This is a genomic window from Bradyrhizobium sp. BRP20 (genome assembly GCF_020194215.1).
GTDB classification, from domain to species: Bacteria; Pseudomonadota; Alphaproteobacteria; order Rhizobiales; family Xanthobacteraceae; genus Bradyrhizobium; species Bradyrhizobium yuanmingense.
In genome coordinates, this window is the sequence record NZ_JADYVY010000001.1 from 100,702 (window position 1) to 125,944 (window position 25,243).

Sequence of the window (25,243 nt, forward strand, 5' to 3'; positions counted from 1 at the left end):
CCTTGGGACCAGGGCCATTTCCGGTTTGACAGCCTGCCAAGGGTTTGTTTTGTCTCCGTTTCCAGAGGTCGGGTCGTCGAATGCAGAAGCTTTTCTCGTGGGCCAGCAAATGGTGGCCGGGGTTGATCCCCCTTGCCGTCATGTGGGGATTTGCGGCCTGGAATAATACCTTACCGGTCGAGGCTGATCTGTCGGCCCGCAGCTCGGCTGCGCTCAAGGACACCGTTCTGGACAAGACCCGGATCGCGGTCGACGGCCGCGACGTCAGCCTGGCCGCGGACGCCTTCTCCGAGGAGGGGCGCCGCGACGCAGTGATGGCGGTCGAAACCGTGCCCGGCGTGCGGCTGGTCGACGACCGGACCCGCCTCGTTCCCGAGGCCAAGCCCTTCGTCTGGAATGCCGAGCGCGACGTGGTGCGGGTGACGCTGTCGGGCTCCGCGCCGCTGCCATCGATGAGGGCCCGGCTGACCGAGGCGGCCCGCAAGGAAGTCGGCGGCGTCGAGGTCGCCGACCAGATGGGACTGGCGCGCGGGGCGCCGCCTCGGTTCGAAGCCGCCGCGATGCTGCTGCTGGATCAGATCGGCAAGCTGAAGGACGGCAAGATCACGATCACCGACACCAAGGTCAATCTGTCGGGCATGGCGCGCGAGCTCGGCGGTCGTGAGGCGATCGCGGCTGCGCTGAAGAACCTGCCCGAGGGTTTTTCGATTGCGGCCAACGAGATCAAGGCGCCGCCCTACATCTTCCAGGCCTACAAGGATCCGGTGGCTGCGACGGTGACGCTGACCGGCTATGTTCCGGACAACAACGTCCACGCCGCGATCGGCACCAGCGCCTCGCGAAAGTTTTTCACCGAAAAGGTCGTCGACAATCTCAAGGCCAGCATCGGCGCCCCCGGCTCCTTCAGCTCGGCTGTTATCGCCGCGCTCGGCGCGCTGTCGCGGCTGTCGACCGGCACGCTGGTCGTCTCCGACCGCGAGGTGAAGCTCTCGGGCGATGCGCTCTACGAGGGCGCCGCCAACGAGATCCGCGCAGGCCTCGGCAAGGACTTCCCGAAGAACTGGCAGTACAAGCCGGAGATCACGGTGAAGCCCGCCGCAGGCCCGGTCGACGGCACCGTGTGCCAGCAATTGTTCTCGGAGCTTCTGACCAAGGGCAAGATCCGTTTCGCGAACAGGCGCGCGGACATCGATCCTGACTCGGCCGGCATTCTCGATCGCCTCATCGAGACTGCGCTGCGCTGCCCCACCACCAATATCGAGGTCGTCGGACATACCGACGCCGATGGCGAGGATGCCTTCAACCAGGCCCTTTCGGAAAAGCGCGCGCAGGCGGTGATCGACTATCTGGTCAAGGCGGGCCTTCCTGCCAGCCGCTTCACCGCGGTCGGCCATGGCAGCACGCAGCCCGTCGCCGGCAACGACACCGATGAAGGCAAGGCGCAGAACCGCCGCATCGAATTTCTGGTGAGGTGACGATGCCTTATCTCGTCTCGTTCCATCTGGGCTGGCTGATCGGCTCGCTGCTGCTGGGCTTCTGCATGGGCTGGATCTCGGTGGTCCAGCGCGGCAACGGCACCTCGAAGGTGATTGCGCGGTGGCTCGCAGTGCTTGCCGCCGCCCTGGTCGCGGCCTCTCTCACCCATGTGGTCCCCGGTCGCTTCGGCTACTGGCTCGACCTCGGCCTGATCATGTTCGCCTGCTATCTCGTCGGCGGCACGATCGGAGCGTGGCTGCGCGATCGGGTGGTCTCGCGTACCGCGCCGCCAGCCGCTGTGTGATGTTGCTATGCACCCTCACGCGCGGGGCGGGGTGTGCTCCGCCGCGGCCTTTCGGCGCATTGGAAAACCGGGATTTGGCCGCTCCAGTCACCCCTCTTTCAACAGGCAGGCCGGCTCCATAGATTGACGTTGGCTTAAGGCGTGACGGAACATTGTGCGGCCGAAATCATCAAAACTTCATGGCCCCTGCGCAGGATCGCCTGGAGATTCGCGCCAAGGCTTGCCGACGAAAGCGCCAAATTCTGCACTGGGAGCTGCGACCCTGCCTAAAATATTGAAGGCACGTGTTTTTGTTCGAATTGGCGAATTCCACTTCGGCCGAAAACGCGCTAGTGGAGGGGCAGGGGGCATGCGCGATTCCGGCGCCGGCGGCGAGGGTTCGTTGAATGCCTGCGCGTCCGCCTGTCCGCCGGCCACCCTGGCCGCTGAAGCGTTGTTCGAGGTCTAGATGCTGGAAGCCATACGCAGGGCGACGACGTTTCTGCGCCAGAAGCAAGTCCTGCATAAGCTTGGAGTCGTGATCAGCATCGCGGTCATCGGCATCGCTTGCTACGTGCTCTACCACATGCTGCGCGGCATCGATTTCAACGAGGTCCTCGAAGCGATCAAGAGCACTGAGCCGAGCCAGATTGCGATGGCGGCGCTATTCGTCACTGCGGGCTATTTCACGCTGACCTTCTACGACCTCTTCGCCACGCGCGCGATCGGCCATGCCCATGTGCCCTATCGCATCAACGCGCTCGCGGCCTTCACCAGCTATTCGATCGGCCACAATGTCGGCGCCTCCGTCTTCACCGGCGGGGCGGTGCGCTACCGCATCTATTCGGCCTATGGGCTCAACGCGATCGACGTCGCAAAAATCTGCTTTCTCGCCGGCCTGACCTTCTGGCTGGGCAATGCCGCGGTGCTCGGCCTCGGCATCGCCTACCATCCGGAGGCGGCAGCCTCGATCGACCAGCTGCCGGTCTGGCTGAACCGGACACTGGCGCTGATGATCATCGTGGCGCTGATCGGTTACGTGATCTGGGTCTGGAGCCAGCCGCGGGTAGTCGGCCGCGGCCCTTGGACGGTGGTGCTGCCGGGCGGCCCGCTGACGCTGCTCCAGATCGCGATCGGCATCGTCGATCTCGGTTTCTGCGCGCTGGCGATGTATGTGCTGGTCCCCGACGAGCCCAATCTCGGCTTCGTGATGGTCGCGGTGATCTTCGTCTCGGCGACCCTGCTCGGCTTCGCCAGCCATTCGCCCGGAGGCCTGGGGGTGTTCGATGCCGCCATGCTGGTCGGGCTCTGGCAGATGGACCGCGAGGAGCTGCTGGGCGGCATGCTCCTGTTCCGCGTCCTCTATTATCTGTCTCCGTTCGTCTTATCTGTAATCTTGCTGACGTTTCGAGAGGTTATAATCGGCGCCCGATCGAAGCGCTTGCAACAGGCGGCGCTCAAGCTGGACCCCGGCCCGGCGCCTGAAGCCGCCTATGTGAGAGAGCGCAGCGACAGCGGCGCCTGACCGGTGTCAGGTCCTTAAAGGACAGTCCCCAGGAGAAGTCCGCCCCGATGGCGATCGACGCCCCCTCTTCTCCCTCCGCCCAGCCCTGGTCCGATCGGCTGCGGCACTCGACCATCATCCTGATCGCCGCGGCGCTGGCGCTGTCCGTCGTGGTCTCGCTCGGCGAATTGTCGGCGCTGCACGCTGCAATCGTGTTCCTCTGCATCGCGGCGGCTGCCTTGATCCCGTGGCGGCTGCACGATCCCGCCACCTCCCGCGACGACGTCAGACGCATCAACCCGGTCGAGAGCGCGGCGGTGGCCGCGGTGGTCGCCGGCATGCCGGATCCGGCGGTGCTGCTCGACCGGGCCGGCCGCGTCATCCACCTCAACGCCGCCGCCGCCCAGCTCGCGCCGGCGCTGCGCAAGAACGAGCTCGCCCAGTTCGCGCTGCGCTCGCCGGAGATCATCACCGCGCTGCGCGAGGCCATCGCGACCACCGAGCCGCGGCGCGCGACCTATCTCGATCATGTTCCGGTCGATCGCTGGATGGAGCTGATCATCACGCCGGTACCGGTGCCGACCAGCTTCGGCGGCGCCGACAAATGCATGCTGATGACCTTCCACGACCAGACGCCGCTGCGCCGGGTCGAGGAGATGCGCGCCGACTTCGTCGCCAATGCCAGCCACGAGCTGCGCACGCCGCTGGCGGCGCTGTCGGGCTTCATCGATACGCTCCAGGGCCAGGCCAAGGACGATCCCAAGGCGCGCGAGCGCTTCCTCGGCATCATGCACAACCAGGCCACGCGCATGGCGCGCCTGATCGACGATCTCTTGTCGCTGTCGCGGGTCGAGCTGTCGGCCCATGTCCGGCCCGACACCCTGGTCGATCTCGTCCCGATCATCCGTCAGGTCGCCGACGGGCTCGAGCCGCTGGCGCGCGAGCGTCAGGTCGAGGTGGACATCCACCTGCCGGAGCCGCCGGTGATGATCGCGGGGGACCGCGAGGAGCTGCTCCGCCTGTTCGAGAACCTGATCGAGAACGCGCTCAAATACGGCGCCTCCGGCGGGCGCGTCATCGTGTCGCTGACCTCGAGCGCCGCCGCTGACGGAACTCAGGAAATCCGGGTCATGGTCCGCGATTTCGGCCCGGGCATCGCGCCGGAGCACCTGCCGCGTCTGACGGAGCGCTTCTACCGGGTCGACGTCGGCGACAGCCGCTCGCAAGGCGGCACCGGGCTCGGGTTATCGTTGGTGAAACATATCCTTAACCGTCATCGCGGCCGCCTTTTGATCGAAAGCGTGCCCAGGCAGGGCGCCACTTTCACCGCCTGTTTTCCCCAGATCAAGACTCCGGCTTGATCGGAAGCGCAAGCAATTTCAATTGCTTGGTGTCGTCATCCAACTGTCACGAAACCTTCGTAAAAGCACAGCCGACCGCCCCTAAAGCGGCGGCGCGGGGAGCGCGATCGGGCGCGGATGGCGCTTCGCTCCCCTGTATGGAGACCAGCATGAATTTCCTCAAAACCATGGTCGCTGCCGGCTTGGTCGCCGCATCGACGACGGTAGCCTTTGCGGCCGACATCACCGGTGCCGGCGCGACGTTCCCGTTCCCGATCTATTCGAAGTGGGCTGACGCCTACAAAAAGGAGACCGGCAACGGTCTGAACTACCAGTCGATCGGCTCGGGCGGCGGCATCAAGCAGATCCAGGCCAAGACCGTGACCTTCGGCGCCACCGACGCGCCGCTCAAGGCCGAGCAGCTCGAGAAGGACGGCCTCGTCCAGTGGCCGATGGTGATGGGTGCCATCGTCCCCGTCGTTAACATCGAGGGCGTGAAGCCGGGCGAGCTGGTGTTCGACGGCGAGACCCTGGCCAACATCTATCTCGGCAAGATCACCAAGTGGGACGATGCCGCGATCAAGAAGCTCAATCCCAGCGCGAAGCTGCCGTCAGAAGCCATCACCGTTGTCCGTCGTTCGGACGGCTCGGGCACCACCTTCAACTTCACCAACTATCTCTCCAAGGCCAGCGCGGACTGGAAGAGCAAGGTCGGCGAGGGCACCGCGGTCGAGTGGCCGGTCGGCGTCGGCGCCAAGGGCAACGAGGGTGTGTCGGGCAACATCAGCCAGACCAAGAACTCGATCGGCTATGTCGAATACGCCTATGCCAAGCAGAACAAGCTCACCCACACCGGTCTCGTCAACAAGGCCGGCAAGCCGGTGCAGCCGACCGTCGAGGCCTTCCAGGCGGCCGCCTCCAACGCCGATTGGTCCAAGGCTCCCGGCTATTACGTCATCCTGACCGAGCAGCCCGGCGAGAAGTCCTGGCCGATCACGGCGGCGACCTTCATCCTGATGCACAAGTCCGCCACCGACAAGGCGGCCGCGCAGGAAGCGATCAAGTTCTTCCGCTGGGCCTTCAAGAACGGCGGCAAGATGGCCGAGGAGCTCGACTACATTCCGATGCCGGACAGCGTCGTCCAGCAGATCGAGAAGACCTGGGCTGCCGAGATCAAGAGCTAAGGCGCTATATGTGTCCCGGACACGGTTCCGGGGCGCTGCAAGATCTCCGCTCCGGATCGGCCTCCTGCCGCATCCGGAGCGCGCCACCAACAACAAGCGTACATAAAACGGGTATAGGGGATCGGCGTGGCTGAGATGGCTGTTGAGAGCAATGTGATTGATGCTGCCGGTCCATATGATCGCGCCAAGGCCTTGAGCGCGTTCAAGCTCGGCGACGTCACCTTCTACTGGATCACGCGGTTGTCCGCGATCTCGGTGCTGCTGATCCTCGGCGGCATCATCATCTCGCTGATCGTCGGCGCCTTCCCGGCGATCCAGGAGTTCGGCATCTCCTTCCTGTGGACGCAGCGCTGGGCGCCCTCGGCCGATCCGCCGGTGCTCGGCGCGCTCGGGCCGATCTACGGCACGCTCGTCACCTCCTTCATCGCGATGCTGATCGCCATTCCCGTCGGTCTCGGCATTGCGATCTTCCTCACCGAGCTCTGCCCGCAATGGCTGCGGCGCCCGATCGGCATGGCGGTTGAGCTGCTCGCCGGCATCCCCTCGATCATCTACGGCATGTGGGGCTTCTTCGTGCTCGGCCCGTTCCTGGCCAACACCTTCCAGCCTTTCATGATCAGGGTGTTCGACGGCGTCCCCGTGCTGGGTGCGATCTTCGCAGGGCCCCCGTCCTATCTCAGCCTGTTCAACGCCGCGCTGATCCTCGCCATCATGGTGCTGCCCTTCATCACCTCGATTTCGGTCGACGTGTTCAAGACGGTGCCGCCGGTGCTGAAGGAAGCCGCCTACGGCGTCGGCTGCACCACCTGGGAGGTCGTCCGCAGCGTGGTGATCCCCTACACCCGCGTCGGCATCATCGGCGGCGTCATGCTGGCGCTGGGCCGGGCGCTCGGCGAGACCATGGCGGTGACCTTCATCATCGGCAACTCGTTCCGGATCTCCTCGTCGATCTTCGCGCCGGGCACGACGATTTCGGCGGCGATCGCCTCCGAATTTGCCGAGAGCGACGGCCTGCACCAGTCCGGCCTGATCCTGCTCGGCCTCCTGCTGTTCGTGCTGACGTTCTTCGTGCTCGCTGCCGCCCGTTTGATGCTGCTGCGCCTCGAAACCAAGGCCGGGAAGTGAAGCCATGAACCCGATCTATTCGCGCCGCCGCCGCTGGGACATCATCATTCGCGGCCTCTGCATCGCAGCCGCCGCCTTCGGCGTCACCTGGCTCGCGCTGATCCTGGTCACGCTGCTCTACAACGGCCTGGCCGGGCTCAACCTCCAGGTCTTCACAGCTGACACGCCGCCGCCCGGATCGACCGAGGGCGGCCTGCGCAACGCCATCGTCGGCTCGTTGATCATGACCGTGATCGGCGTCGGCATCGGCGCGCCGCTCGGCCTGTTCGCCGGCACCTATCTCGCCGAGTACGGCCGCAACGACAAGCTGACCTCGGTGATCCGCTTCATCAACGACATTCTCCTGTCGGCACCCTCGATCATCATCGGCCTCTTCATCTATGGCGCGGTGGTGGTGCCGATGCGCGGCTTCTCGGCGATTGCGGGCGCGCTGGCGCTTGCCGTCATCGTGATCCCGGTCGTCGTGCGCACCACCGAAGACATGCTACTGCTGGTGCCGAATCCGTTGCGCGAAGCTGCCAGCGCGCTCGGCCTGCCGCGCTCGCTGGTGATCAAGCGTATCGCCTATCGTGCCGCGCGCTCCGGCCTCATCACCGGCGTGCTGCTGGCGACCGCCCGAGTCGCCGGCGAGACCGCGCCGCTGTTGTTCACGGCACTATCGAACCAGTTCTTCAGCCTCGGCCTGAACAAGACGATGGCGAACCTGCCTGTCACCATCAACAACTTCGTGCAGAGCCCCTACGAGTATTGGAAGCAACTCGCCTGGAGCGGCGCGCTGTTGATCACCCTGACCGTGCTTGCCCTTAACATTGGCGCGCGCATCCTTGGCGCCGAGAGGACTGCAAAATGAGTGAAATGTCTGTTTCCGTCAGCGCACCGACCGTTCATCCCGGCTCGCAGCCCCTGCCCGAGGCGCCCGCCAAGGTCACGGCGCGCAACCTCAACTTCTACTACGGCGACCACCACGCGTTGAAGAACATCAACCTGGCGCTCGGCACCAACCGCGTCACGGCGTTCATCGGCCCGTCCGGCTGCGGCAAGTCCACCCTGCTGCGCATCTTCAACCGGATGTACGACCTCTATCCGGGCCAGCGCGCCGACGGTCAGCTGTTGCTCGACCATACCAACATCCTCGACCCCAAGCTCGACCTCAACCTGCTCCGCGCCCGGGTCGGCATGGTGTTCCAGAAGCCGACGCCGTTCCCGATGACGATCTACGAGAACATCGCCTTCGGCATTCGTCTCTATGAGAAGATCTCCAAGTCCGAGATGGACGACCGCGTCGAGAAGGCGCTGCGCGGTGGCGCGCTGTGGAACGAGGTCAAGGACAAGCTCAATGCCTCCGGCCTGTCGCTCTCCGGCGGCCAGCAGCAGCGCCTCTGCATCGCCCGCACCGTCGCGGTGCGGCCCGAGGTGATCCTGTTTGACGAGCCCTGCTCGGCGCTCGACCCGATCTCGACCGCCAAGGTCGAGGAGCTGATCCAGGAATTGTCCGAGAACTACACGATCGCGATCGTCACCCACAACATGCAGCAGGCGGCGCGCGTTTCCGACAAGACCGCCTTCATGTATCTCGGCGAGTTGATCGAGTTCGACGACACCAGCAAGATCTTCACGTCGCCGAGCGATCGGCGCACGCAGGATTACATCACCGGCCGGTTCGGCTGAGGAGACGGAACATGGGTTCTGAACATACCGTAAAGGCTTTCGACAGCGACCTTCAGGAGCTCACCCGCCTGGTCGCCGAGATGGGCGGCATCGCCGAGCGCATGATCGTCGATTCCGTCGACGCGCTGATCCGCCGCGACGTCGCGCTCGGCCAGCGCGTCGTCGCCACCGACGTCGAGCTCGACGCGCTGCAGAAGCGCATCGAGGAGCGCGCCGTGCTCACCATCGCCCGCCGCCAGCCGATGGCCGTCGACCTGCGCGAGATCGTCGGCGCGATGCGCGTTGCGACCGATCTCGAGCGCATCGGCGATCTCGCCAAGAACATGGGCAAGCGCGTCGCGGCGCTGGAGACGGATTTCCATCCGCTCAAGCTGTTCCGCGGCCTGGAGCACATGACCGACCTCGTGCAGCAGCAGGTCAAGTCGGTGCTGGACGCCTATGCCGCGCACGACCTGCCGGCGGCGATGGCGGTGTGGAAGGGCGACGAAGAAGTCGACGCCATCTGCACCTCGCTGTTCCGCGAGCTCCTCACCTACATGATGGAGGATCCGCGCAACATCTCGTTCTGCATCCACCTGATGTTCTGTGCCAAGAACATCGAGCGGATCGGCGACCACGCCACCAACATCGCCGAGACCGTGTTCTACATGATCGAGGGCCAGGCGATCACCGACAAGCGGCCGAAGGGCGACATGACGACCTTCGCCACGACGGTGCCGAACACCTGACGACTTAAGGAGCTACGACCACATGGGCGCACGCATTATGGTGGTTGAGGACGAGGAAGCTCTCACCGAGCTTCTTCGCTACAACCTCGAAGGCGACGGCTATGACGTCGAGACGGTGATGCGCGGCGATGACGCCGACACCCGCCTCAAGGAGCACATTCCCGATCTGATCGTGCTCGACTGGATGCTGCCGGGCCTGTCAGGCATCGAGCTGTGCCGGCGGCTTCGGACCCGCCCCGAGACCAAGCAGCTGCCGATCATCATGCTCACCGCGCGCGGCGAGGAGAGCGAACGGGTGCGCGGGCTCGCGACCGGCGCGGATGATTATATCGTCAAGCCGTTCTCGGTGCCGGAGCTGCTTGCGCGCGTGAAGGGCTTGCTCAGGCGCGCGAGCCCCGAGCGCCTCGCCACCGTGCTCGCCTATGGCGATATCGAGCTCGACCGCGACAAGCGCCGCGTGGCGCGCTCGGGCCGGCCGATCGATCTCGGTCCGACCGAATATCGCCTGCTGGAGTTCTTCCTGGAGCATCCCGGCCGCGTGTTCTCGCGCGAGCAGCTGCTCGACAGCGTCTGGGGCCGCGACATCTACATCGACGAGCGCACCGTCGACGTGCATATCGGCCGCCTGCGCAAGCTGCTCAATCTCGGCCGCGAGCAGGACCCGATCCGCACCGTCCGCGGCGCCGGCTACGCGCTGGACGATCGCTTCGCGAAGGCTGAGCAGACATAAAGCGCCAGCGACAGCTGGTTTGGCGAACTGCGGCGCCGATCTCGACCGTCATCCCGGGGCGCGCGCAGCGCCAGCCCGGGATCTCAGCGCGAGCGCTTGCGCTGTTCGCGATTAGCCACAGGACGTGGTTTGGCGAAGACTCGGAGTGACCATCTCGCGCAACGATTGCGCCCCGCGGTTACGGATCCCGCATTCGCGGGGATGACACCGAGCGATTGGGAGCCGTCATCGTGTGACGGCTGCAGTCTTGGCGATCAAGCTTGGCGATCAAAGCTTGGCGATCAGGGAATTCCGCAAGCTCACCGCGTGCCCGGTTTCGGTGCTGCGCGACGGCGGTCCGCTGCGGGCTGATAGGCCACGCGCGAATGCTGGGCGCAGTAGGGCAGGCCGGAGAGCGCCTTGCCGCCGCAGAAGAAGAAATCCGGGCTCGAGGGATCGCCGACCGGCCAGTGGCAGGTCGCCTCGTTCAATTCCAGCAGCGACAGCCGCTGGCTCATCGGCACAACGTTGTCGTAGGTAACCGGCTCGGCTTCCAACTCGACCTCGAAGGCCTGCGCCAACGCGGTGTTGCCGCGCGCGACGGGGCGGGTCACCCGCATCATATGCTGCGCGGGCCGTGCCTTGCGCGGCCGCGGCGCTGCCGATGAAGGGCTCTTGGCGCGGCCGGACAGGCCGAGCCGGTGCACCTTGCCGATCACGGCATTGCGGGTCACATTGCCGAGCTCCGCCGCGATCTGGCTGGCCGAAAGTCCGGCCTCCCAGAGCTTCTTCAGCTGCTCGACGCGATCATCGGACCAGGTCAAAACCGTCATTGCACCCTTTCCCTCGCTGCGCGCCTGCCATCCTGGGGCCTTCGCAGCGAATGCTTTAGCCTTGAAAAACCCGTGCCGTCAGAATCCCTTAAGGCTCGCCGGGCGCGCTCAAGACGCCCGAACGTTTACGCCGGTACATGAGGACTTCTGGGATCAGAACTGCTGCACGAGATGTCGTATCTGACAGTCCAAACGCTACAATATGGCGTGACTCCCGCGCAAGAGTCCGCCGACTCGCTTCCACATGTTCCGTGGTGAAAAACCCGCAAAATCGGCACCGCAAGACTACGGAATCAGCGTTTCGCGAGGCTTTCCGGGCGGCATTGACACCCGTCTTGCCAGGCATAAGATAGTGCCACGTGCCGCCCTTAAAAGGCGGCACGTTTCGTTTTCCGGGGCCGGTCGATGGTGCGTCGCGCAATGCATGCCTCACACCGTCCGCAACATTCAAGTGACGTCATGACTAACAGCGCAGCGCCGCATTTGCTCCCCGTTTTCGCCAGGGCCGACCTCGGTTTCGAGCGCGGCGAAGGCTGCTGGCTGATCGCGACCAACGGCGATCGCTATCTCGATTTCACCTCGGGTGTCGCGGTGAATGCGCTCGGCCATGTCCATCCCGCGCTGGTCAAGGCGTTGCAGGAGCAGGCGACCAAGCTCTGGCACATGTCGAACCTGTTCCAGAGCCCTGACGGCGAGAAGCTCGCAAGCCGCCTCTGCAATGAGAGCTTTGCGGACTTCGTGTTCTTCTGCAATTCCGGCGCCGAGGCGCTGGAAGGCGTGATCAAGCTGGTGCGCCACCATCACTTCTCCAAGGGGCATCCGGAGCGTTACCGCATGATCACCTTCGAGGGTGCCTTCCATGGCCGCACGCTGGCGACGCTCGCCGCCACCGGCTCTGCGAAATATCTCGAGGGCTTCGGTCCGCCGATGGACGGCTTCGATCAGGTGCCGCACGGCGACCTCGACGCCGTGAAGAAGGCGATTGGTCCGCACACCGCCGGCATTCTCATCGAGCCGATCCAGGGCGAGGGTGGCGTTCGTTCTGCACCTCACGCCTTCCTGAGGGCGCTGCGCGAACTCTGTAACGAGCGCGGCCTGTTGCTCGCCTTCGACGAGGTGCAGACCGGCATGGGCCGCACCGGCGAGCTCTTTGCCTACAAGCGCACCGGCGTCACACCGGATGTGATGTCGCTCGCCAAGGCGCTCGGCGGCGGCTTTCCGATCGGCGCGGTGCTGGCGACCGCGGACGCGGCGGCCGGCATGGGGCCCGGCTCGCACGGCTCCACCTTCGGCGGCAATCCGCTCGCGATCTCGGCTGCCAACGCCGTGCTCGATGTCATGCTCAAGCCCGGCTTCTTCGACCACGTGCAGAAGATGTCGCTGCTGCTCAAGCAGAAGCTCGCCTCCGTGATCGATCGTCATCCCGAAATCGTCAGCGAGGTGCGCGGCGAGGGCCTGCTGATCGGTATCAAGGCGGTGGTGCCCTCGGGCGATCTCGTCGCGGCGCTGCGCGCCGAAAAGCTGCTCACCGTCGGGGCCGGCGACAATGTCGTGCGCTTCCTGCCGCCCCTGATCGTCACGGAAGCGGAGATCGAGGACAGCGTCGGCCGGTTAGAGCGCGCCTGCGCTGCGATCTCCTCCAGCCAGACCAAGCGGGCGGCAAGCTGATGAGCACGACGCCCAACAAAGCTCCCAAGCACTTCCTGGACATCAACGAGCTGCCGCTCTCGGAGCTCAAGAGCATGCTCGCCGCCTCTTCCGCCATGAAGGCGAAGCAGAAGGCGCAGCAGCCGGTCAGGCCGCTCGAGGGCAAGACGCTGGCGATGATCTTCGAGCGTCCCTCGACCCGCACCCGCGTCTCGTTCGACGTCGGCATGCGCCAGCTCGGCGGCGAGGCGATCATGCTCACCGGCGCCGAGATGCAGCTCGGCCGCGGCGAGACCATCGCCGACACCGCGCGGGTTCTGTCGCGCTATGTCGACGCCATCATGATCCGCATCCTCAACCATGATGCGCTGCTGGAGCTTGCGGCCAACGCCACCGTGCCCGTCATCAACGGCCTGACGCGGCGTTCGCATCCCTGCCAGGTGATGGCCGACCTCATGACCTATGAGGAACATCGCGGCCCGATCGAGGGCAAGACGGTGGCCTGGACCGGCGACGACAACAACGTGCTGGCGTCCTGGGCCCATGCCGCCGAGCGCTTCAAATTCCAGCTCAATGTCGCAACGCCGCCGGAGCTCGCACCGAAAAAGGCCATGCGCGACTGGATCAAGGCGACGGGCGCGCCGATCGTGCTCGGCACCGATCCGGAAGCCGCCGTGCGCGGCGCCGATTGCGTCGTCACCGACACCTGGGTGTCGATGGGCGACAAGGAGGGCGAGCACCGCCACAACGTGCTCAAGCCCTACCAGGTCAATGCCAAGCTGATGTCGCTGGCCAAGGCGGACGCATTGTTCATGCATTGCCTGCCGGCCCATCGCGGCGAGGAGGTCACCGACGAGGTGATCGACGGGCCGCAATCGGTCGTGTTCGACGAGGCCGAAAACCGCCTGCACGCGCAGAAGGGCATCTTGGCCTGGTGCTTCGACGCGGTGAAGTAGGCGCGCTGGAAGCCCGGCTGCGGCCTCACACGCAATTGTCGTCCCGGACAAGCGCGCCAAAAGCGCGCGCAGATCCGCAGGAAGTCGTTTGGCGAAGACTCGGAGTTGCCATCTCGCTCGATGACGTGGTCCTGTGGTTATGGGTCCCGGGCTCGCGCGTTGCGCGCCCCGGGACGACACCGAGCTTGCTGTAGCGTTGTGCACCCTCATCGCATCCGGAACGCGCCCCCTTCCATTTCCGCCCTCCGACCCCAGATAAAGCGCCATGGTTTCCCAGTCTCCTGACATGAACACCGGGCCTGAAGGCCCGGTTCGCGCGCCATCATCGGTTCCGATCGATGACGCCGTGCTGCCTTACGAGGTCGACGCGCTTGACGTGCGCGGGCGCCTGGTGCGGCTTGGCCCCGCGCTCGACGACATCCTCACCAAGCACGATTATCCCGCAGCCGTGGGCAAGCTGCTCGGCGAGGCCATCGTGCTGACGACGCTGCTCGGCTCGACGCTGAAATTCGAGGGCCGCTTCATTCTTCAGGCCCAGACCGACGGTCCGGTGTCGTTCCTGGTGGTCGACTACAAGGCCCCGGACCGCCTGCGCGCCTATGCGCGCTTTGACGCCTCGCGCCTGGGCACGGCCAAGGATTCCGGCACGCTGCTCGGCCGCGGCCATCTCGCCATGACCATCGACCAGGGCCCCGACATGAGCCGTTACCAGGGCCTGGTTGCGCTCGACGGCGGCAGCCTGGAAGACGCCGCCCACGAATATTTCCTGCGCTCCGAGCAGATCCCGACGCGCGTGCGCCTCGCGGTCGGCGAGGAGTGGCGCTCGAGCGACGGCGGCAAGCATCGCTGGCGCGCCGGCGGCATGCTGATGCAATTTCTGCCGAAGGCGCCGGAGCGCGCGCGGCAGGCGGACTTGCATCCCGGCGATGCGCCCGACGGCACCGAGGTGCACAGCGTCGCGGAAGACGATGCATGGGTCGAGGCACGCTCGCTGATCGAGACGGTCGAAGACGTCGAGCTGATCGATCCCGAGCTCTCCGGCGAGCGGCTGCTCTACCGCCTCTTCCACGAGCGCGGCGTGCGCGTGTTCAATCCGCAGGTGCTCGAGGCGCGGTGCTCCTGCTCGCGCGATGCGGTCGCCGCGATGCTCAAGAGCTTCTCGCACGACGACCGCGCCGCCATGGTCAAGGACGACAAGGTCGTCGTCACCTGCGAGTTCTGCTCGTCGGTGTATCAGTTCACGCCGCACGAGGCGGGCGTCGAGGACGCCTGAGCCTACCCGCGTCGCTGCACTCGCAATGTCGAGTGGAGCAGTGCCACACGCGCGGTGTCATCGCCCGACTTGATCGGGCGATCCAGTACTCCGAGACGATGCTGATCGCAACGAGAGGCCGCGGCGTACTGGATGCCCCGGTTACGGCGAACTCGCCTCTCTAATTCAACACCCGCTTGTTGTCGGGGCTGTCCAGCGAAAACGTCGGCACGTCGATCTCGAAACGCTCGCCGGTTTCGCTGACCATCTGGTAGCGGCCGGTCATGAAGCCCGAGGCGGTCGAGAGCGGCACGCCGGAGGTGTATTCGAAGCGTTCGCCGGGGGCGAGGATCGGCTGCTCGCCGACCACGCCTTCGCCCTTCACCTCCTGCTGGCGGCCGGAGGCATCGGTGATGATCCAGTGCCGCGTCTTGAGCTGCACGGTCTCCTCGCCCGAATTGGTGATGACGATGGTGTAGGACCAGAAGTAGCGCGAGCGGTCGGCCGACGATTGCTCCGGAACAAAGTTCGGCTCGACGGTCACTTCGATCTGGCGGGTCACGGCGCGGTACATGGCTGTCATCATACCGAATCCGCCTCGGGAACCAAACCCCGCCGGCGGCTTTGGCGACATCGTCCCGCCAGAATTGGAGGAAAAGCACACCACCGAGGGAGACACCCTTATGTGATCCGCGCGCTTTGCGAGACGACACCCGGACCATTACACTGCTTCGACGTCGCGATTTGCGGAACGGTTTCCAGGCCCCGATGACCATTGCCGACCAAGTGACGGGATCGACCATCGCAGGAACCGCGGGCGCCAAGCCTGCGGGGACCAAGGCGCGCGCCGCGGCACCGGCCATCACGCTGCCCGCCATCGGCGAGCGCGAGCTCCGGCTCGATCTGTTCCGCGGGCTCGCGCTGTGGCTGATCTTCATCGACCATCTGCCGCCCAGTCTGCTGACCTGGTTCACGATCCGCAATTACGGCCTCAGCGACGCCACCGAGATCTTCATCTTCATCTCCGGCTACACCGCGGCCTTCGTCTATGGCCGGGCCATGCTGGAGAGCGGCGTTCTCATCGCCACCGCGCGCATCCTGCGCCGGGTCTGGCAGATCTACGTCGCCCACGTCTTCCTGTTCACGATCTTTCTCGCCGAGATCTCCTATGTGGCGACCAGGTTCGAGAACCCGCTCTACACCGAAGAGATGGGCATCATGGACTTCCTCAAGCAGCCCGACGTCACCATCGTGCAAGCGCTGCTGCTGCGCTTCCGTCCCGTCAACATGGACGTGCTGCCGCTCTACATCGTGCTGATGCTGGCGCTGCCTCTGATCCTGTGGTCGATGAAATGGCGGCCGGACGTCACGCTCGGGCTGTCGGTCCTGCTCTACGCGGTGACCTGGGAGTACGACCTTTACCTGTCGGCCTATCCGAACGGCTTCTGGGCCTTCAATCCGTTCGCCTGGCAATTGCTGTTCGTGTTTGGTGCCTGGTGCGCGCTCGGAGGAGCGCGTCGCATGTCGGGCATCCTGGCCTCGCCCGTGACGATGTGGATCTCGATCGCCTATCTCATCGCGGCGTTCTACGTGACCTTGACCTGGTACGTGCCCCAGCTCTCCCAGTTCATGCCGAAGCAGATCGAACAATGGATGTATCCGATCGACAAGACCGACCTCGACGTGCTGCGCTTCGCGCACTTCCTGGCGCTGGCGGCGCTGACCGTACGCTTCCTGCCCCGCGATTGGCCGGGCTTGAAATCGCGCTGGCTGCGACCATTGATTCTATGTGGTCAGCATTCGCTCGAGATCTTCTGCCTCGGCGTCTTCCTGGCCTTTGCCGGCCATTTCGTCCTCGCCGAAATCTCCGGCGGGCCGGTCATGCATGCGTTGATTAGCCTCTCCGGAATCCTGATCATGTGGGGGGTGGCCTGGGTCATTTCGTGGTACAAGCGTGTGGCTGACAAGAGCGGTGCGAAAACCAAAAACGCCGTCGGCAACGCCGATCTGGCGGGAGGGGGCTGATGAAGGCGAAGGTTCTCCTGAGCCTGGTCCTGCTATGCGGTAACCTCGCCGCGCCCACGGCGCGCGCGGGCGATGCCGCGTCTGCCGCATCCCCTATGCCTGCGGCCTGCGAACTGCCGTCCTATCTGTTGACCAGCGAAAGCCAGCTGCCCAAGGTCGCCGAGGCGATCAAGGCCGGCAAACCGCTCGACATCCTGGTGATCGGCAGCCGCTCGACCACGATTCCCTCGTCGGAGAGCAGCTCCTATCCGGCGCGCATGGAGGCGATCCTCAAGGAGAAACTGCCGCCCTCCGAGCCGGTGCACGTCTCCGTAGAAATACAGAGCAAGAAAACGGCAGAGGAGACCGCGTCCACCTTCGTTAAGCTGATGGAAGCAAAAACGCCTACTTTGGTCATCTGGCAGACCGGGACCGTGGATGCTATCCGATCCATCGATCCCGACGAATTTCGTAGCGCGGTGACCGACGGGGTTGTTGCGTTGCAAAAGGCAGGGGCGGACGTCGTCTTGATGAATTTGCAATATAGCCCGCGCACCGAGACCATGATCTCGGCGCAGCCTTTTCTCGATAATATGCGCGTCGTGGCACAGGAGCACGACATCCCGCTGTTCGATCGTTTCGCGATCATGCGGCAGTGGAATGAACAGGGTCAGTTCGACCTGTTCAACCCGTCCCGCGGGCCTGAGCTGGCGAAGCAGGTCCATGATTGCCTTGGCCGGGCGTTGGCACAGTTCGTGATTGACGCTGCTCATCTGGAGCCGGCCCAGCAGCAAAATTGAGGTCTAGCGTTAATGAGTTCTCTCCGCCCTTTTTGCCTGACGTCATGGCTGGCCGTGCCTGCAACAGCAGTGCTGTTGTTGCTGACGCCCGCCTCGCATGCGCAGACGCCGGCTGCACAGCCGGCGACCCCCGCACCCGCCCAGTCGCCTGATCCCGCGCCCGCTACGCCGTCCCAGACCACCGTCGCCGCGAGGTCGCCCGAGCAGCGCGGCGTCACCTCGCGCGCCATCGACAAGGTGAAGGAGGTCGCAAAGTCCGCCGCCGACATCTTCAGCCGCGTGCCCTGCCTGCCGCCGAAGGGCGGCTCCAAGGCGATGGGCTCGCTGCCGCATGTTGCGAGCAAGCTGGTCGCCGGTCAGCCCGTCGTCATCGTCGCTTTCGGCTCCTCGTCGACCCAGGGGTTCGGCGCGAGCTCGCCGGAGTTCAATTACCCCAATCGTCTCGCCGCGCAGCTGCGCCGGCACTATCCGACCGCCGACATCAGCGTCATCAATGCCGGCGTCGGCGGCGAGGACGCCCCCGAGATGATGAAGCGTCTGCAGACGCAGGTGATCGACAGGCATCCGGATCTCGTGATCTGGCAGGTCGGCACCAACGCCGTGCTGCGCAATCTCGATCCTGCCGATACGGCCAAGCTGGTCGAGGACGGCATCAGCCGCATTCAGGCCGCCGGCGGCACCGACATCGTGCTGGTCGATCCGCAATATTCGCCGGCCGTCAACCAGCGCAAGGAGAGCGCCGGCAAGATGATCAAGCTGCTCGGCAACGTCGCCGAGCTCCGCAAGGTCGGCATTTTCCCCCGCTTCGAGGTGATGCGCGACTGGCACGAGAACCAGTCGATCCCGGTCGAGGGCTTCGTCATCGCCGACGGCCTGCACATGAACGATTGGGGCTATGCCTGCTTCGCCCAGCTGCTCGGCGACGACATCATCCGCTCCGTCGGCCAGATCAAGCTCGGTGTGAGCGTGCCCGCCGATGTGAGAACGTACCGGCCGATGTGAGAGGGTGCGTAGGGTGGGTTAGGCGAAGCCGTAACCCACCACTGTCTATCTCCGCGGATGCAGCAGAGGTGGATTACGCCTTCGGCTAATCCACCCTACGAGACCTCGCTTCCCTCACGCCTTCTCCAGCGCCGCGGTGAGATCCTCGATCAGGTCATCCGCGTGCTCGAGCCCCGCCGAGAAGCGGATAAATCCCTCGCTGATGCCGAGCGCGGCGCGGTCTTCCGGCTTGAGGCGCTGATGCGTCGTGGTCGCCGGATGCGTGACGAGGCTCTTGGCGTCGCCGAGATTGTTGGAGATCTTGGCGAGCTTCAATTCGTTGAGCACACGGAACGCCGCCGCCTTGCCGCCCTTCACCTCGAAGCCGACCAGCGTCGAGCCGCCGCGCATCTGCTTCTTCACCAGCGCCGCCTGCGGATGATCGGCGCGGCCGGGATAAACCAGCCGCGAAATCTTCGGATGGCTCGCCAGCACCTCGGCGACGCGCGCGGCCGTGTCGGTCTGCGCGCGCACGCGCACGCCCAGCGTCTCCAGGCCCTTGAGCAGGACCCAGGCATTGAACGGCGAAATCGACGGGCCGGTCTGGCGCATGAAATTGTGGATGTGCTCGGCAATGAAGGCTTCGGAGGACAGGATGATGCCGCCGAGACAGCGGCCCTGGCCGTCGATGTGCTTGGTCGCAGAGTAGACGACGACGTCGGCGCCGAGCGCGAGCGGGCTCTGCCAGATCGGGGTTGCAAACACGTTGTCGACGACGAGCCGCGCGCCGCCCTTGTGCGCGATCTCGGCGATCGAAGGGATGTCGAGCACGTCCAGCGTCGGGTTGGTCGGGCTCTCCAGGAAGAACGTCTTGGTGTTGGGCCTCAGCGCCCGCTGCCACTGGTCGAGATCGAGCCCATCGACCAGCGTGGCCTCGATGCCGTAGCGCGGCAACAGGTCCTGGATGACGTAGAGGCAGGAGCCGAACAGCGCACGGGAGGCGACCACGTGATCGCCGGCCTTGAGCGGCGCCAGGATCGCAGTCGTCACCGCCGCCATGCCGGTTGCCGCCGAGCGCGCGGCCTCGGCGCCTTCGAGCTCGATCATGCGGCGCTCGAACATTGCAATCGTCGGGTTGGAATAGCGCGAATAGATGAAGCCGGGATCTTCGCCCTTGAAGCGCGCCTCGCACTCCTCCGCGCTGGCGTAGACATAGCCTTGCGTCAGGAACAGCGCCTCCGAGGTCTCGCCATATTGCGAGCGCAGGGTGCCGGAATGGACCAGGCGGGTTTCGGGGCGATAAGTGGCAGACGACTTCGACATAGGACCCTCTCCGACATGACCGTCGAGGCGAAAACGGTCACAAAAAAACCGGCCTGGATATCTCCACGGGCCGGGATCACAGAGGTCCCCGGCCTGTTTAGCGACTTATTTAACGTGGCTGCAAGCCGGCCGGCTCAAATCACCACGGGATAAGTGATGCTCATATTCCGCAATGCCCTTTCCGTCAAGGCGTCCATCGGATAGCCGTAAAAGACTTGTATTTCCGGCATGTCCGGATGCACTCGACCCCTGATGAGGACCCCCGGTTGACGTTCACGGTCGCCGCCGACGCCAATGGTATCCTGCCCGACCGCATGATCGCGGCGATGGCGGAAGAAGGTCTCATCCTGCCCACCTACGACTTCGTCGAGAGCCAGATCCAGCCGGCGAGCCTCGATCTGCGCCTCGGCGACATCGCCTATCGGGTCCGCGCCAGCTTCCTCCCCGGGCCCGGTGCCACCGTGGCAGAGCGCATCGACGAGCTGAAGCTGCACGAGTTTAGCCTCGCCGACGGCGCGGTGCTCGAGACCAACTGCGTCTACATCGTGCCGCTGCTCGAGAGCCTCGCGCTGCCGCCGGAGATCGTCGCTGCCGCCAATCCGAAGAGCTCGACCGGCCGGCTCGACGTCTTCACCCGCGTGATCGCCGACGGCACCCGTCGCTTCGACATGATCGGCGCCGGCTATCACGGCCCGCTCTATGCCGAGATCAGCCCGAAGACGTTCCCGGTGCTGGTGCGCGAGGGCTCGCGTCTCAGCCAGGTGCGCTTCCGCACCGGCGATGCCATCCTCAATGCCGACGAGCTCGATGCGCTGCACGCCAGCGAGCGTCTCGTCGACATCGACGATGCCGATCTCTCGGGCGGCGTTGCCGTCTCGGTCGATCTCTCCGGCGAGAAGGCGAGCGGCTTCGTCGGCTACCGCGCCAAGCGCCACACCGGCGTCGTCGATGTCGACCGCCGCGCGGGCTACGCGGTGGAGGATTTCTGGGAGCCGATCTCGGCGCGCCCCGACGGCAGCCTGATCCTCGACCCCGGCGAGTTCTATATCCTCGCCTCCAAGGAAGCGGTGCAGGTGCCGCCCGATTACGCCGCTGAGATGGTGCCGTTCGATCCCCTGGTCGGCGAATTCCGCGTGCACTATGCCGGCTTTTTCGATCCCGGCTTCGGCTATGCCGGCGCTGGCGGGCTGGGATCGCGCGCCGTGCTGGAAGTGCGCTCGCGCGAGGTGCCGTTCATCCTCGAGCACGGCCAGATCGTCGGCCGCCTCGTCTACGAGAAGATGCTGGCCCGCCCCGACGCCATGTACGGCCAGCGCATCGGTTCCAACTACCAGGCGCAAGGCCTCAAGCTCTCGAAGCATTTTCGGGTGTAGCCCGATCCTGTAGCCCGGATGGAGCGCAAGCGTAATCCGGGAAGGTCTCACTTGTGGCGCGATCCCGGATTACGCTTTGCTCCATCCGGGCTACAAGGTGGTGACATGATTGAGCCATCCCAACTCGACGCACAGATCATCAACGACGTCGCGGACGCGCTGATCTATTCCGATCGCTCCGGCACGATCACACGCTGGAATCGCGCATCGACCGCGCTGTTCGGCTTCACGGCCGACGAAGCGCTCGGCCAGAATCTCGATCTGATCATTCCCGAACATCTTCGCGCCGCGCACTGGAAAGGCTTCGACGCCGCGCTCGCGAGCGGCACCATGAAGCTTGCGGGCAAGCCGACGCTGACCCGCGCGCTGCACAAGAGCGGGCGCAAGCTCTACATCGAGATGACCTTCGCATTGGTGCGAGACAACGATGGCGCGGTGCAGGGATCGGTGGCGATGGCTCGCGACGTCACGGAGCGCGTTGAGCGCGAACGGGCGGCCAAGGCGGCGCAAAATTCGTGATGCGGAATTGACGGAAAGCCGCGCAGGGAGGCCTGCACGCGCGTCATGTTGCCTGTCACCGGCGGCGGTGACACACTCGATCAAAACCATGATCAGGGAGCGAACATGACCACCGCACCAGACCTCGCGCGGGAAGCGCAATGGAAGCGCTGGCGTGCGATCGCCGATCTCTATCACGCCTGTTTCACCGGGCTGATCCTCACCGTCGTCACGCGCCGCGGCACGGCGGATGCCGCAGAATTCGTCTTCCGCGTGTTTCGTCGGCAGCAGCAGGAGCGTTTCCTGCCGGGGCTCAGGAAGCTCGGGATCGACCATCTGCCGCCGGCGGTCGCGGCTGCGCAATACCACTATCTCTCCAACTGGATCGGCGGCGTTCATGTCGAATACATGTACGAGAGCGACACCAAGGCTTGGATCCGCTATCCGCCGCCGCGCTGGATCTGGAAGGGCACTGCGATCTGTGGTGTGCCGGGCGAAGTCTCCCGCGCCATGCTGCGCGGCTGGCACGCCAACAACGGAGTTGCGCTCGGCGATCTCAGGCTCGGCTTCGTCTGCACCAAGCAGAGCGTCGACGGCCAGGACGGGCTCGAAGGCTATTACCATCTTTACGACCATCCGCTCGAGCTCGACGAGCGCCTGGTGTTCGCGCGGCACCTGGAGGCGCCTTTGTTCGATGCGACGACGGCGCCCGCATTGCCGGTCGCGAGCTGGCCAAGACCGCGGCTGGAAAAGGCCTATCGCAATTACGCGATGGAATATGTCCGCACTGCCGCGCCCGTGATGGTGCAGCTGTTCGGTCCGGAGGATGCCGGCTATCTGCTGCACCTCACCGGCAAGCTGATCGGCATGCAATATTTCGACGAGGTCGCCGCGGCGCTGGCGACGACCCGCGGCGGCGCGCGAGAATTCGCATCGTTCCTGAACGCTCTGCTTGCCGCGCAGGATGATGCGGCCGAGATGACGCAATCGGAAGGCACGTTCGAGATCCGGCAGCAGAGCTGGAAGCTGATGGACGACGTCGCCGATTATCATCGCGCCTGCGCCAAGGTGCTGGAGGGATTGTTCGAAGGGCTCGCCGCAGGCTGCGGCCGGCACATCGGCGTGCAGATGCGCACCGCGGTAGGCGGGCGCCCACCGCTGGTGTGGACCATCGGTTAGGCGACGGCCGCAGCGGGCCTCACCTCGCCCCGCTTGCGGGGAGAGGTCGGATTGCATCGAAGATGCAATCCGGGTGAGGGGGAGTCTCCGCGAGTCCAACTCTCGCCGTCTTCGCGGATAGAGCCCCTCACCCCCACGCTCTCGGCGCGAGCAAGGCTCGTCGCGGCCCCGCAAGAACGGGGAGAGGGAGAAGAACGAATTCCACCGCTTGAAATGCGCTGCCGCAGGGCACGCCTGCATCGGGCGCAGGCAGAATTGGAGCACGCCGTGCTAACACGCCTCAGCCGCGCCATTCGCGCGAACGACGCCATTGGCACACCAAGTGATTGCTGCGCTGCAAACGGCGCCTGCGCCCGGGAGAGGACATGTCCGACATCGCCGAAATCCCGGTCGATGAGCAAGAGCGCCCACTGCCGCCGCCTTCGCCGCCGATCAGAAGCGCCCTGACCGAGGGGCCGATTCTGCGCACGCTGCTGTCGCTCGCCTGGCCGAACGCGATCGGTCTGTCGGCCGGCATTTGCGTGGTGATCGCCGAGACCTCCTATGTCGGCCGGCTCGGCGTCGAGGCGCTGGCGGCGATGGCGCTGGTGTTTCCGACGATCATTCTGACCATGACGATGTCCGGCGGCGCTATGGGCGGCGCGGTGGCTTCGGCCATTGCGCGTGCGCTCGGCGCCGGGAATCGCGAGCGCGCCGGCATATTGGCCGTGCACGCGATGCTCATCGGCATCAGCTTCGGCCTCGTCTTCATGCTGGGCATGTTGATCTTCGGGCCGAGGCTGCTCGAGATGCTCGGCGGCCGCGGCGATGTGCTGACGCATGCGATCGCCTACACGCAGGTGTTCTTCGGCGGCGCCGTGCTGCCCTGGCTGCTTAACACCATGGCGGGCATCCTGCGCGGTACCGGCAACATGAAGCTGCCGTCGTTCCTGATCCTCAACTCCGCGGCCTGGCAGATCGTGCTCGGCGGCACGCTCGGTCTCGGGCTCGGGCCAGTGCCGCAGTTCGGCATGCGCGGCGTCGCCGCTGGCGCGCTGATCGCCTATACTATGAACATCGGCATCATGAGCTGGTACCTGTTCTCCGGCCGCGCGCGGATCACGCTGAAGCTGCGCGGCCTGCGCATCCAATGGGCGATGTTCTTCGACATCCTCAAGGTCGGCGCCATCGCCTGCTTCTCGCCGCTGCAATCGGTGCTGACGATCTCGATCTTCACGCACATGCTGGCGCAGTTCGGCACTGCGATCCTCGCCGGCTACGGCGTCGGCGCGCGGCTCGAATTCCTGCTGACCTCGATCGCATTCTCGTTCGGCATCGCCTGCGTGCCGATGGTCGGGATGGCGATCGGCGCCGGCCGCATCGCGCGGGCCCGGCGCATCGCCTGGACCGCCAGCGTTGCTGCTTTCGTGGCGGTCGGCGTGCCGGCGTGCCTCGTTGCGATCTTCCCCGATCTCTGGGTCAACATGTTCACCGACAGTGTGGCGGTGCGCGCGGCGAGCCATCAATATCTTTCGACGGTCGGGCCGTTCTACGCCTTCTTCGGCCTTGCGACGACGATGTATTTCTCCTCGCAAGGCGCGGCCAAGGTGATCGGGCCCGTGCTGGCGCAGACCGCGCGGCTGATCTACATCGCCGGAATCGGCTGGTGGCTGTCGAGGCACGGCGCCAGCGCGCAGAGCTTCTTCTGGCTCGCCGCGAGCTCGATGGTCGTGCTCGGCCTCTTGTCGTGCTCCAGCGTCGTGCTGACACGCTGGGGACCGCGCGAGACGCCTGCGATCAAGCCGGCGCTTTCGGCTGCCGATTAACGGTGCTTGCGGCGATGGCCGCCGCCGCCGGTATTGGCGAGACGCATCAATTGCGGGATCATCGCCATCATGTCGCTGCCGCCGCTGCCGCCGAGCATGCCCATGATGTCGCCGCCGCCCATGCTGCCGATCCCGACCGGCATGGTGCCGCCGCCCATCGGCGCGTAACCGCCGTAGCTCGGTGCACCGAATCCGCCGCCGAAATTGTCGCCGCCCATCATGCCGCCGAGCCCGCCGCCGCCGTTCTCCATCATGCGGCTCATCATCGGGCCCATGGTCTGCATCAGCATGGCGAAGCGGCGCTTGCCCATCTTCGCCTTCATCATCTCCAGCATCGGCGCCATCTGGGTCATCATGTCCTCGCCGCCGGCTCCTCCGCCGCCGAGGAATTGCGCCTTTGCCGGCACGCTCGAGATTGAAAACAGCAGCAGCACCGCGGCCGCCTGGCAGATCACCTTGTCCGCACCTCTCATGGCATGCTCCTCGCGTGCGTGGCGCCGCCGGGAGAGCGGAGCCGACCGGACGCACGAGGGGCATGGTTAGGGCGGTCGAGGACGGGCTTCTGTGAGACAACT

Annotated in this window: 24 protein-coding genes and 1 riboswitch; of the genes, 20 read left to right on the plus strand and 4 right to left on the minus strand. The window is 65.2% G+C overall.

What is annotated here, in order from left to right:
• Positions 1-80: 80 nt before the first annotated feature.
• The 10 genes from I6F33_RS00455 (at position 81) to phoB (ending at position 10,038) form a co-directional block, all read left to right on the plus strand.
• On the plus strand, positions 81-1,475 hold the full coding sequence (locus tag I6F33_RS00455) for an OmpA family protein (protein ID WP_225140674.1): 1,395 nt from the start codon (positions 81-83) through the stop codon (positions 1,473-1,475).
• 2 nt (positions 1,476-1,477) lie between these two features.
• Positions 1,478-1,780: a hypothetical protein gene (locus tag I6F33_RS00460; protein WP_036001688.1), complete on the plus strand. Its 303-nt coding sequence runs from the start codon at positions 1,478-1,480 to the stop codon at positions 1,778-1,780.
• Positions 1,781-2,228: 448 nt separating this feature from the next.
• Complete coding sequence (locus tag I6F33_RS00465) at positions 2,229-3,284, plus strand: lysylphosphatidylglycerol synthase domain-containing protein (protein ID WP_036001683.1); 1,056 nt, start codon at positions 2,229-2,231, stop codon at positions 3,282-3,284.
• 47 nt (positions 3,285-3,331) lie between these two features.
• The gene (locus I6F33_RS00470) at positions 3,332-4,624 is read left to right on the plus strand and encodes an ATP-binding protein (protein ID WP_036001680.1); all 1,293 of its coding nucleotides are present in this window, start codon (positions 3,332-3,334) and stop codon (positions 4,622-4,624) included.
• Between the two features lie 149 nt (positions 4,625-4,773).
• Positions 4,774-5,787, plus strand: a complete 1,014-nt coding sequence (gene pstS, locus I6F33_RS00475) for a phosphate ABC transporter substrate-binding protein PstS (protein WP_036042759.1) — start codon at positions 4,774-4,776, stop codon at positions 5,785-5,787.
• Positions 5,788-5,922: 135 nt separating this feature from the next.
• Positions 5,923-6,912: a phosphate ABC transporter permease subunit PstC gene (gene pstC / locus I6F33_RS00480; protein ID WP_036001678.1), complete on the plus strand. Its 990-nt coding sequence runs from the start codon at positions 5,923-5,925 to the stop codon at positions 6,910-6,912.
• Between the two features lie 4 nt (positions 6,913-6,916).
• Complete coding sequence (gene pstA, locus I6F33_RS00485; RefSeq protein WP_225140676.1) at positions 6,917-7,762, plus strand: phosphate ABC transporter permease PstA; 846 nt, start codon at positions 6,917-6,919, stop codon at positions 7,760-7,762.
• Complete coding sequence (gene pstB / locus I6F33_RS00490) at positions 7,759-8,580, plus strand: phosphate ABC transporter ATP-binding protein PstB (RefSeq protein ID WP_036001673.1); 822 nt, start codon at positions 7,759-7,761, stop codon at positions 8,578-8,580. Before pstA ends, pstB begins: the two co-directional genes overlap by 4 nt.
• Positions 8,581-8,591: 11 nt before the next feature.
• The gene (gene phoU, locus I6F33_RS00495) at positions 8,592-9,308 is read left to right on the plus strand and encodes a phosphate signaling complex protein PhoU (protein ID WP_036001670.1); all 717 of its coding nucleotides are present in this window, start codon (positions 8,592-8,594) and stop codon (positions 9,306-9,308) included.
• Positions 9,309-9,330: 22 nt separating this feature from the next.
• Complete coding sequence (gene phoB / locus I6F33_RS00500) at positions 9,331-10,038, plus strand: phosphate regulon transcriptional regulator PhoB (RefSeq protein WP_008143479.1); 708 nt, start codon at positions 9,331-9,333, stop codon at positions 10,036-10,038.
• Between the two features lie 299 nt (positions 10,039-10,337).
• On the opposite strand, the gene I6F33_RS00505 is transcribed toward phoB, so the two are convergent.
• Positions 10,338-10,850, minus strand: coding sequence for a GcrA family cell cycle regulator (locus tag I6F33_RS00505; protein WP_036001664.1), 513 nt, complete (start codon positions 10,848-10,850; stop codon positions 10,338-10,340).
• A gap of 459 nt (positions 10,851-11,309) precedes the next feature.
• Between I6F33_RS00505 and I6F33_RS00510 the strand changes: the two genes are divergently transcribed.
• From I6F33_RS00510 to I6F33_RS00520, 3 genes are all read left to right on the plus strand, one after another.
• Positions 11,310-12,518, plus strand: a complete 1,209-nt coding sequence (locus tag I6F33_RS00510; RefSeq protein ID WP_057028453.1) for an aspartate aminotransferase family protein — start codon at positions 11,310-11,312, stop codon at positions 12,516-12,518.
• The gene (argF, locus tag I6F33_RS00515) at positions 12,518-13,453 is read left to right on the plus strand and encodes an ornithine carbamoyltransferase (RefSeq protein ID WP_036042744.1); all 936 of its coding nucleotides are present in this window, start codon (positions 12,518-12,520) and stop codon (positions 13,451-13,453) included. Before I6F33_RS00510 ends, argF begins: the two co-directional genes overlap by 1 nt.
• A 265-nt stretch (positions 13,454-13,718) precedes the next feature.
• Entirely contained in the window at positions 13,719-14,726 is a 1,008-nt protein-coding gene (locus I6F33_RS00520) for an Hsp33 family molecular chaperone (protein WP_109142180.1), read from the plus strand.
• A 160-nt stretch (positions 14,727-14,886) separates the two neighbouring features.
• Here the strand turns inward: I6F33_RS00520 and apaG are convergent, their stop codons facing one another.
• Complete coding sequence (apaG, locus tag I6F33_RS00525) at positions 14,887-15,279, minus strand: Co2+/Mg2+ efflux protein ApaG (protein ID WP_024337101.1); 393 nt, start codon at positions 15,277-15,279, stop codon at positions 14,887-14,889.
• 194 nt (positions 15,280-15,473) lie between these two features.
• Between apaG and I6F33_RS00530 the strand changes: the two genes are divergently transcribed.
• From I6F33_RS00530 to I6F33_RS00540, 3 genes are read left to right on the plus strand one after another with little or no spacing between them, the layout of a single operon-like run.
• Positions 15,474-16,730, plus strand: coding sequence for an OpgC domain-containing protein (locus tag I6F33_RS00530; protein ID WP_036020420.1), 1,257 nt, complete (start codon positions 15,474-15,476; stop codon positions 16,728-16,730).
• Positions 16,730-17,509 (plus strand): lipolytic enzyme, encoded by a 780-nt coding sequence (locus I6F33_RS00535; RefSeq protein WP_036020422.1) that lies wholly within the window; start codon positions 16,730-16,732, stop codon positions 17,507-17,509. The genes I6F33_RS00530 and I6F33_RS00535 overlap by 1 nt, the downstream gene beginning before the upstream one ends.
• A gap of 12 nt (positions 17,510-17,521) precedes the next feature.
• Positions 17,522-18,511 (plus strand): SGNH/GDSL hydrolase family protein, encoded by a 990-nt coding sequence (locus I6F33_RS00540; RefSeq protein WP_035996374.1) that lies wholly within the window; start codon positions 17,522-17,524, stop codon positions 18,509-18,511.
• Positions 18,512-18,625: 114 nt separating this feature from the next.
• Here the strand turns inward: I6F33_RS00540 and I6F33_RS00545 are convergent, their stop codons facing one another.
• Positions 18,626-19,813, minus strand: coding sequence for an O-succinylhomoserine sulfhydrylase (locus I6F33_RS00545; protein WP_036042741.1), 1,188 nt, complete (start codon positions 19,811-19,813; stop codon positions 18,626-18,628).
• Positions 19,814-19,889: 76 nt separating this feature from the next.
• A riboswitch (SAM riboswitch) is annotated at positions 19,890-19,969 on the minus strand.
• Between the two features lie 110 nt (positions 19,970-20,079).
• On the opposite strand from I6F33_RS00545, the gene I6F33_RS00550 reads away from it, so the two are divergent.
• The 4 genes from I6F33_RS00550 to I6F33_RS00565 all read left to right on the plus strand — a co-directional run bounded on the left by I6F33_RS00550 (position 20,080) and on the right by I6F33_RS00565 (position 24,668).
• The gene (locus I6F33_RS00550; RefSeq protein ID WP_225128481.1) at positions 20,080-21,186 is read left to right on the plus strand and encodes a 2'-deoxycytidine 5'-triphosphate deaminase; all 1,107 of its coding nucleotides are present in this window, start codon (positions 20,080-20,082) and stop codon (positions 21,184-21,186) included.
• 105 nt (positions 21,187-21,291) lie between these two features.
• Positions 21,292-21,705, plus strand: coding sequence for a PAS domain S-box protein (locus I6F33_RS00555; protein ID WP_035996379.1), 414 nt, complete (start codon positions 21,292-21,294; stop codon positions 21,703-21,705).
• A 105-nt stretch (positions 21,706-21,810) separates the two neighbouring features.
• A complete protein-coding gene (locus tag I6F33_RS00560; protein ID WP_225140678.1) occupies positions 21,811-22,863 on the plus strand; it encodes a hypothetical protein in 1,053 nt (350 codons plus the stop codon).
• Between the two features lie 365 nt (positions 22,864-23,228).
• A complete protein-coding gene (locus tag I6F33_RS00565) occupies positions 23,229-24,668 on the plus strand; it encodes an MATE family efflux transporter (protein ID WP_225140680.1) in 1,440 nt (479 codons plus the stop codon).
• Here I6F33_RS00565 and I6F33_RS00570 read toward each other — a convergent pair.
• The gene (locus I6F33_RS00570; RefSeq protein WP_225140682.1) at positions 24,665-25,141 is read right to left on the minus strand and encodes a hypothetical protein; all 477 of its coding nucleotides are present in this window, start codon (positions 25,139-25,141) and stop codon (positions 24,665-24,667) included. The two genes, I6F33_RS00565 and I6F33_RS00570, sit on opposite strands and share 4 nt — an antisense overlap.
• Positions 25,142-25,243: the final 102 nt, after the last annotated feature.

Excerpts from the sequence above, each read along its gene's own strand:
- I6F33_RS00460 (WP_036001688.1), top strand. The coding sequence starts at position 1,478 with ATGCCTTATCTCGTCTCGTTCCATCTGGGCTGGCTGATCGGCTCGCTG.
- pstB (WP_036001673.1), top strand. The coding sequence starts at position 7,759 with ATGAGTGAAATGTCTGTTTCCGTCAGCGCACCGACCGTTCATCCCGGC.
- I6F33_RS00570 (WP_225140682.1), bottom strand. The coding sequence starts at position 25,141 with ATGAGAGGTGCGGACAAGGTGATCTGCCAGGCGGCCGCGGTGCTGCTG.
- I6F33_RS00505 (WP_036001664.1), bottom strand. The coding sequence starts at position 10,850 with ATGACGGTTTTGACCTGGTCCGATGATCGCGTCGAGCAGCTGAAGAAG.
- phoB (WP_008143479.1), top strand. The coding sequence starts at position 9,331 with ATGGGCGCACGCATTATGGTGGTTGAGGACGAGGAAGCTCTCACCGAG.
- pstA (WP_225140676.1), top strand. The coding sequence starts at position 6,917 with ATGAACCCGATCTATTCGCGCCGCCGCCGCTGGGACATCATCATTCGC.
- pstC (WP_036001678.1), top strand. The coding sequence starts at position 5,923 with ATGGCTGTTGAGAGCAATGTGATTGATGCTGCCGGTCCATATGATCGC.
- I6F33_RS00510 (WP_057028453.1), top strand. The coding sequence starts at position 11,310 with ATGACTAACAGCGCAGCGCCGCATTTGCTCCCCGTTTTCGCCAGGGCC.
- argF (WP_036042744.1), top strand. The coding sequence starts at position 12,518 with ATGAGCACGACGCCCAACAAAGCTCCCAAGCACTTCCTGGACATCAAC.
- I6F33_RS00560 (WP_225140678.1), top strand. The coding sequence starts at position 21,811 with ATGACCACCGCACCAGACCTCGCGCGGGAAGCGCAATGGAAGCGCTGG.
- I6F33_RS00530 (WP_036020420.1), top strand. The coding sequence starts at position 15,474 with ATGACCATTGCCGACCAAGTGACGGGATCGACCATCGCAGGAACCGCG.
- I6F33_RS00465 (WP_036001683.1), top strand. The coding sequence starts at position 2,229 with ATGCTGGAAGCCATACGCAGGGCGACGACGTTTCTGCGCCAGAAGCAA.
- I6F33_RS00455 (WP_225140674.1), top strand. The coding sequence starts at position 81 with ATGCAGAAGCTTTTCTCGTGGGCCAGCAAATGGTGGCCGGGGTTGATC.
- I6F33_RS00520 (WP_109142180.1), top strand. The coding sequence starts at position 13,719 with ATGGTTTCCCAGTCTCCTGACATGAACACCGGGCCTGAAGGCCCGGTT.
- I6F33_RS00565 (WP_225140680.1), top strand. The coding sequence starts at position 23,229 with ATGTCCGACATCGCCGAAATCCCGGTCGATGAGCAAGAGCGCCCACTG.
- I6F33_RS00540 (WP_035996374.1), top strand. The coding sequence starts at position 17,522 with ATGAGTTCTCTCCGCCCTTTTTGCCTGACGTCATGGCTGGCCGTGCCT.
- I6F33_RS00545 (WP_036042741.1), bottom strand. The coding sequence starts at position 19,813 with ATGTCGAAGTCGTCTGCCACTTATCGCCCCGAAACCCGCCTGGTCCAT.
- I6F33_RS00470 (WP_036001680.1), top strand. The coding sequence starts at position 3,332 with ATGGCGATCGACGCCCCCTCTTCTCCCTCCGCCCAGCCCTGGTCCGAT.
- pstS (WP_036042759.1), top strand. The coding sequence starts at position 4,774 with ATGAATTTCCTCAAAACCATGGTCGCTGCCGGCTTGGTCGCCGCATCG.
- I6F33_RS00555 (WP_035996379.1), top strand. The coding sequence starts at position 21,292 with ATGATTGAGCCATCCCAACTCGACGCACAGATCATCAACGACGTCGCG.
- phoU (WP_036001670.1), top strand. The coding sequence starts at position 8,592 with ATGGGTTCTGAACATACCGTAAAGGCTTTCGACAGCGACCTTCAGGAG.
- I6F33_RS00535 (WP_036020422.1), top strand. The coding sequence starts at position 16,730 with ATGAAGGCGAAGGTTCTCCTGAGCCTGGTCCTGCTATGCGGTAACCTC.
- apaG (WP_024337101.1), bottom strand. The coding sequence starts at position 15,279 with ATGTACCGCGCCGTGACCCGCCAGATCGAAGTGACCGTCGAGCCGAAC.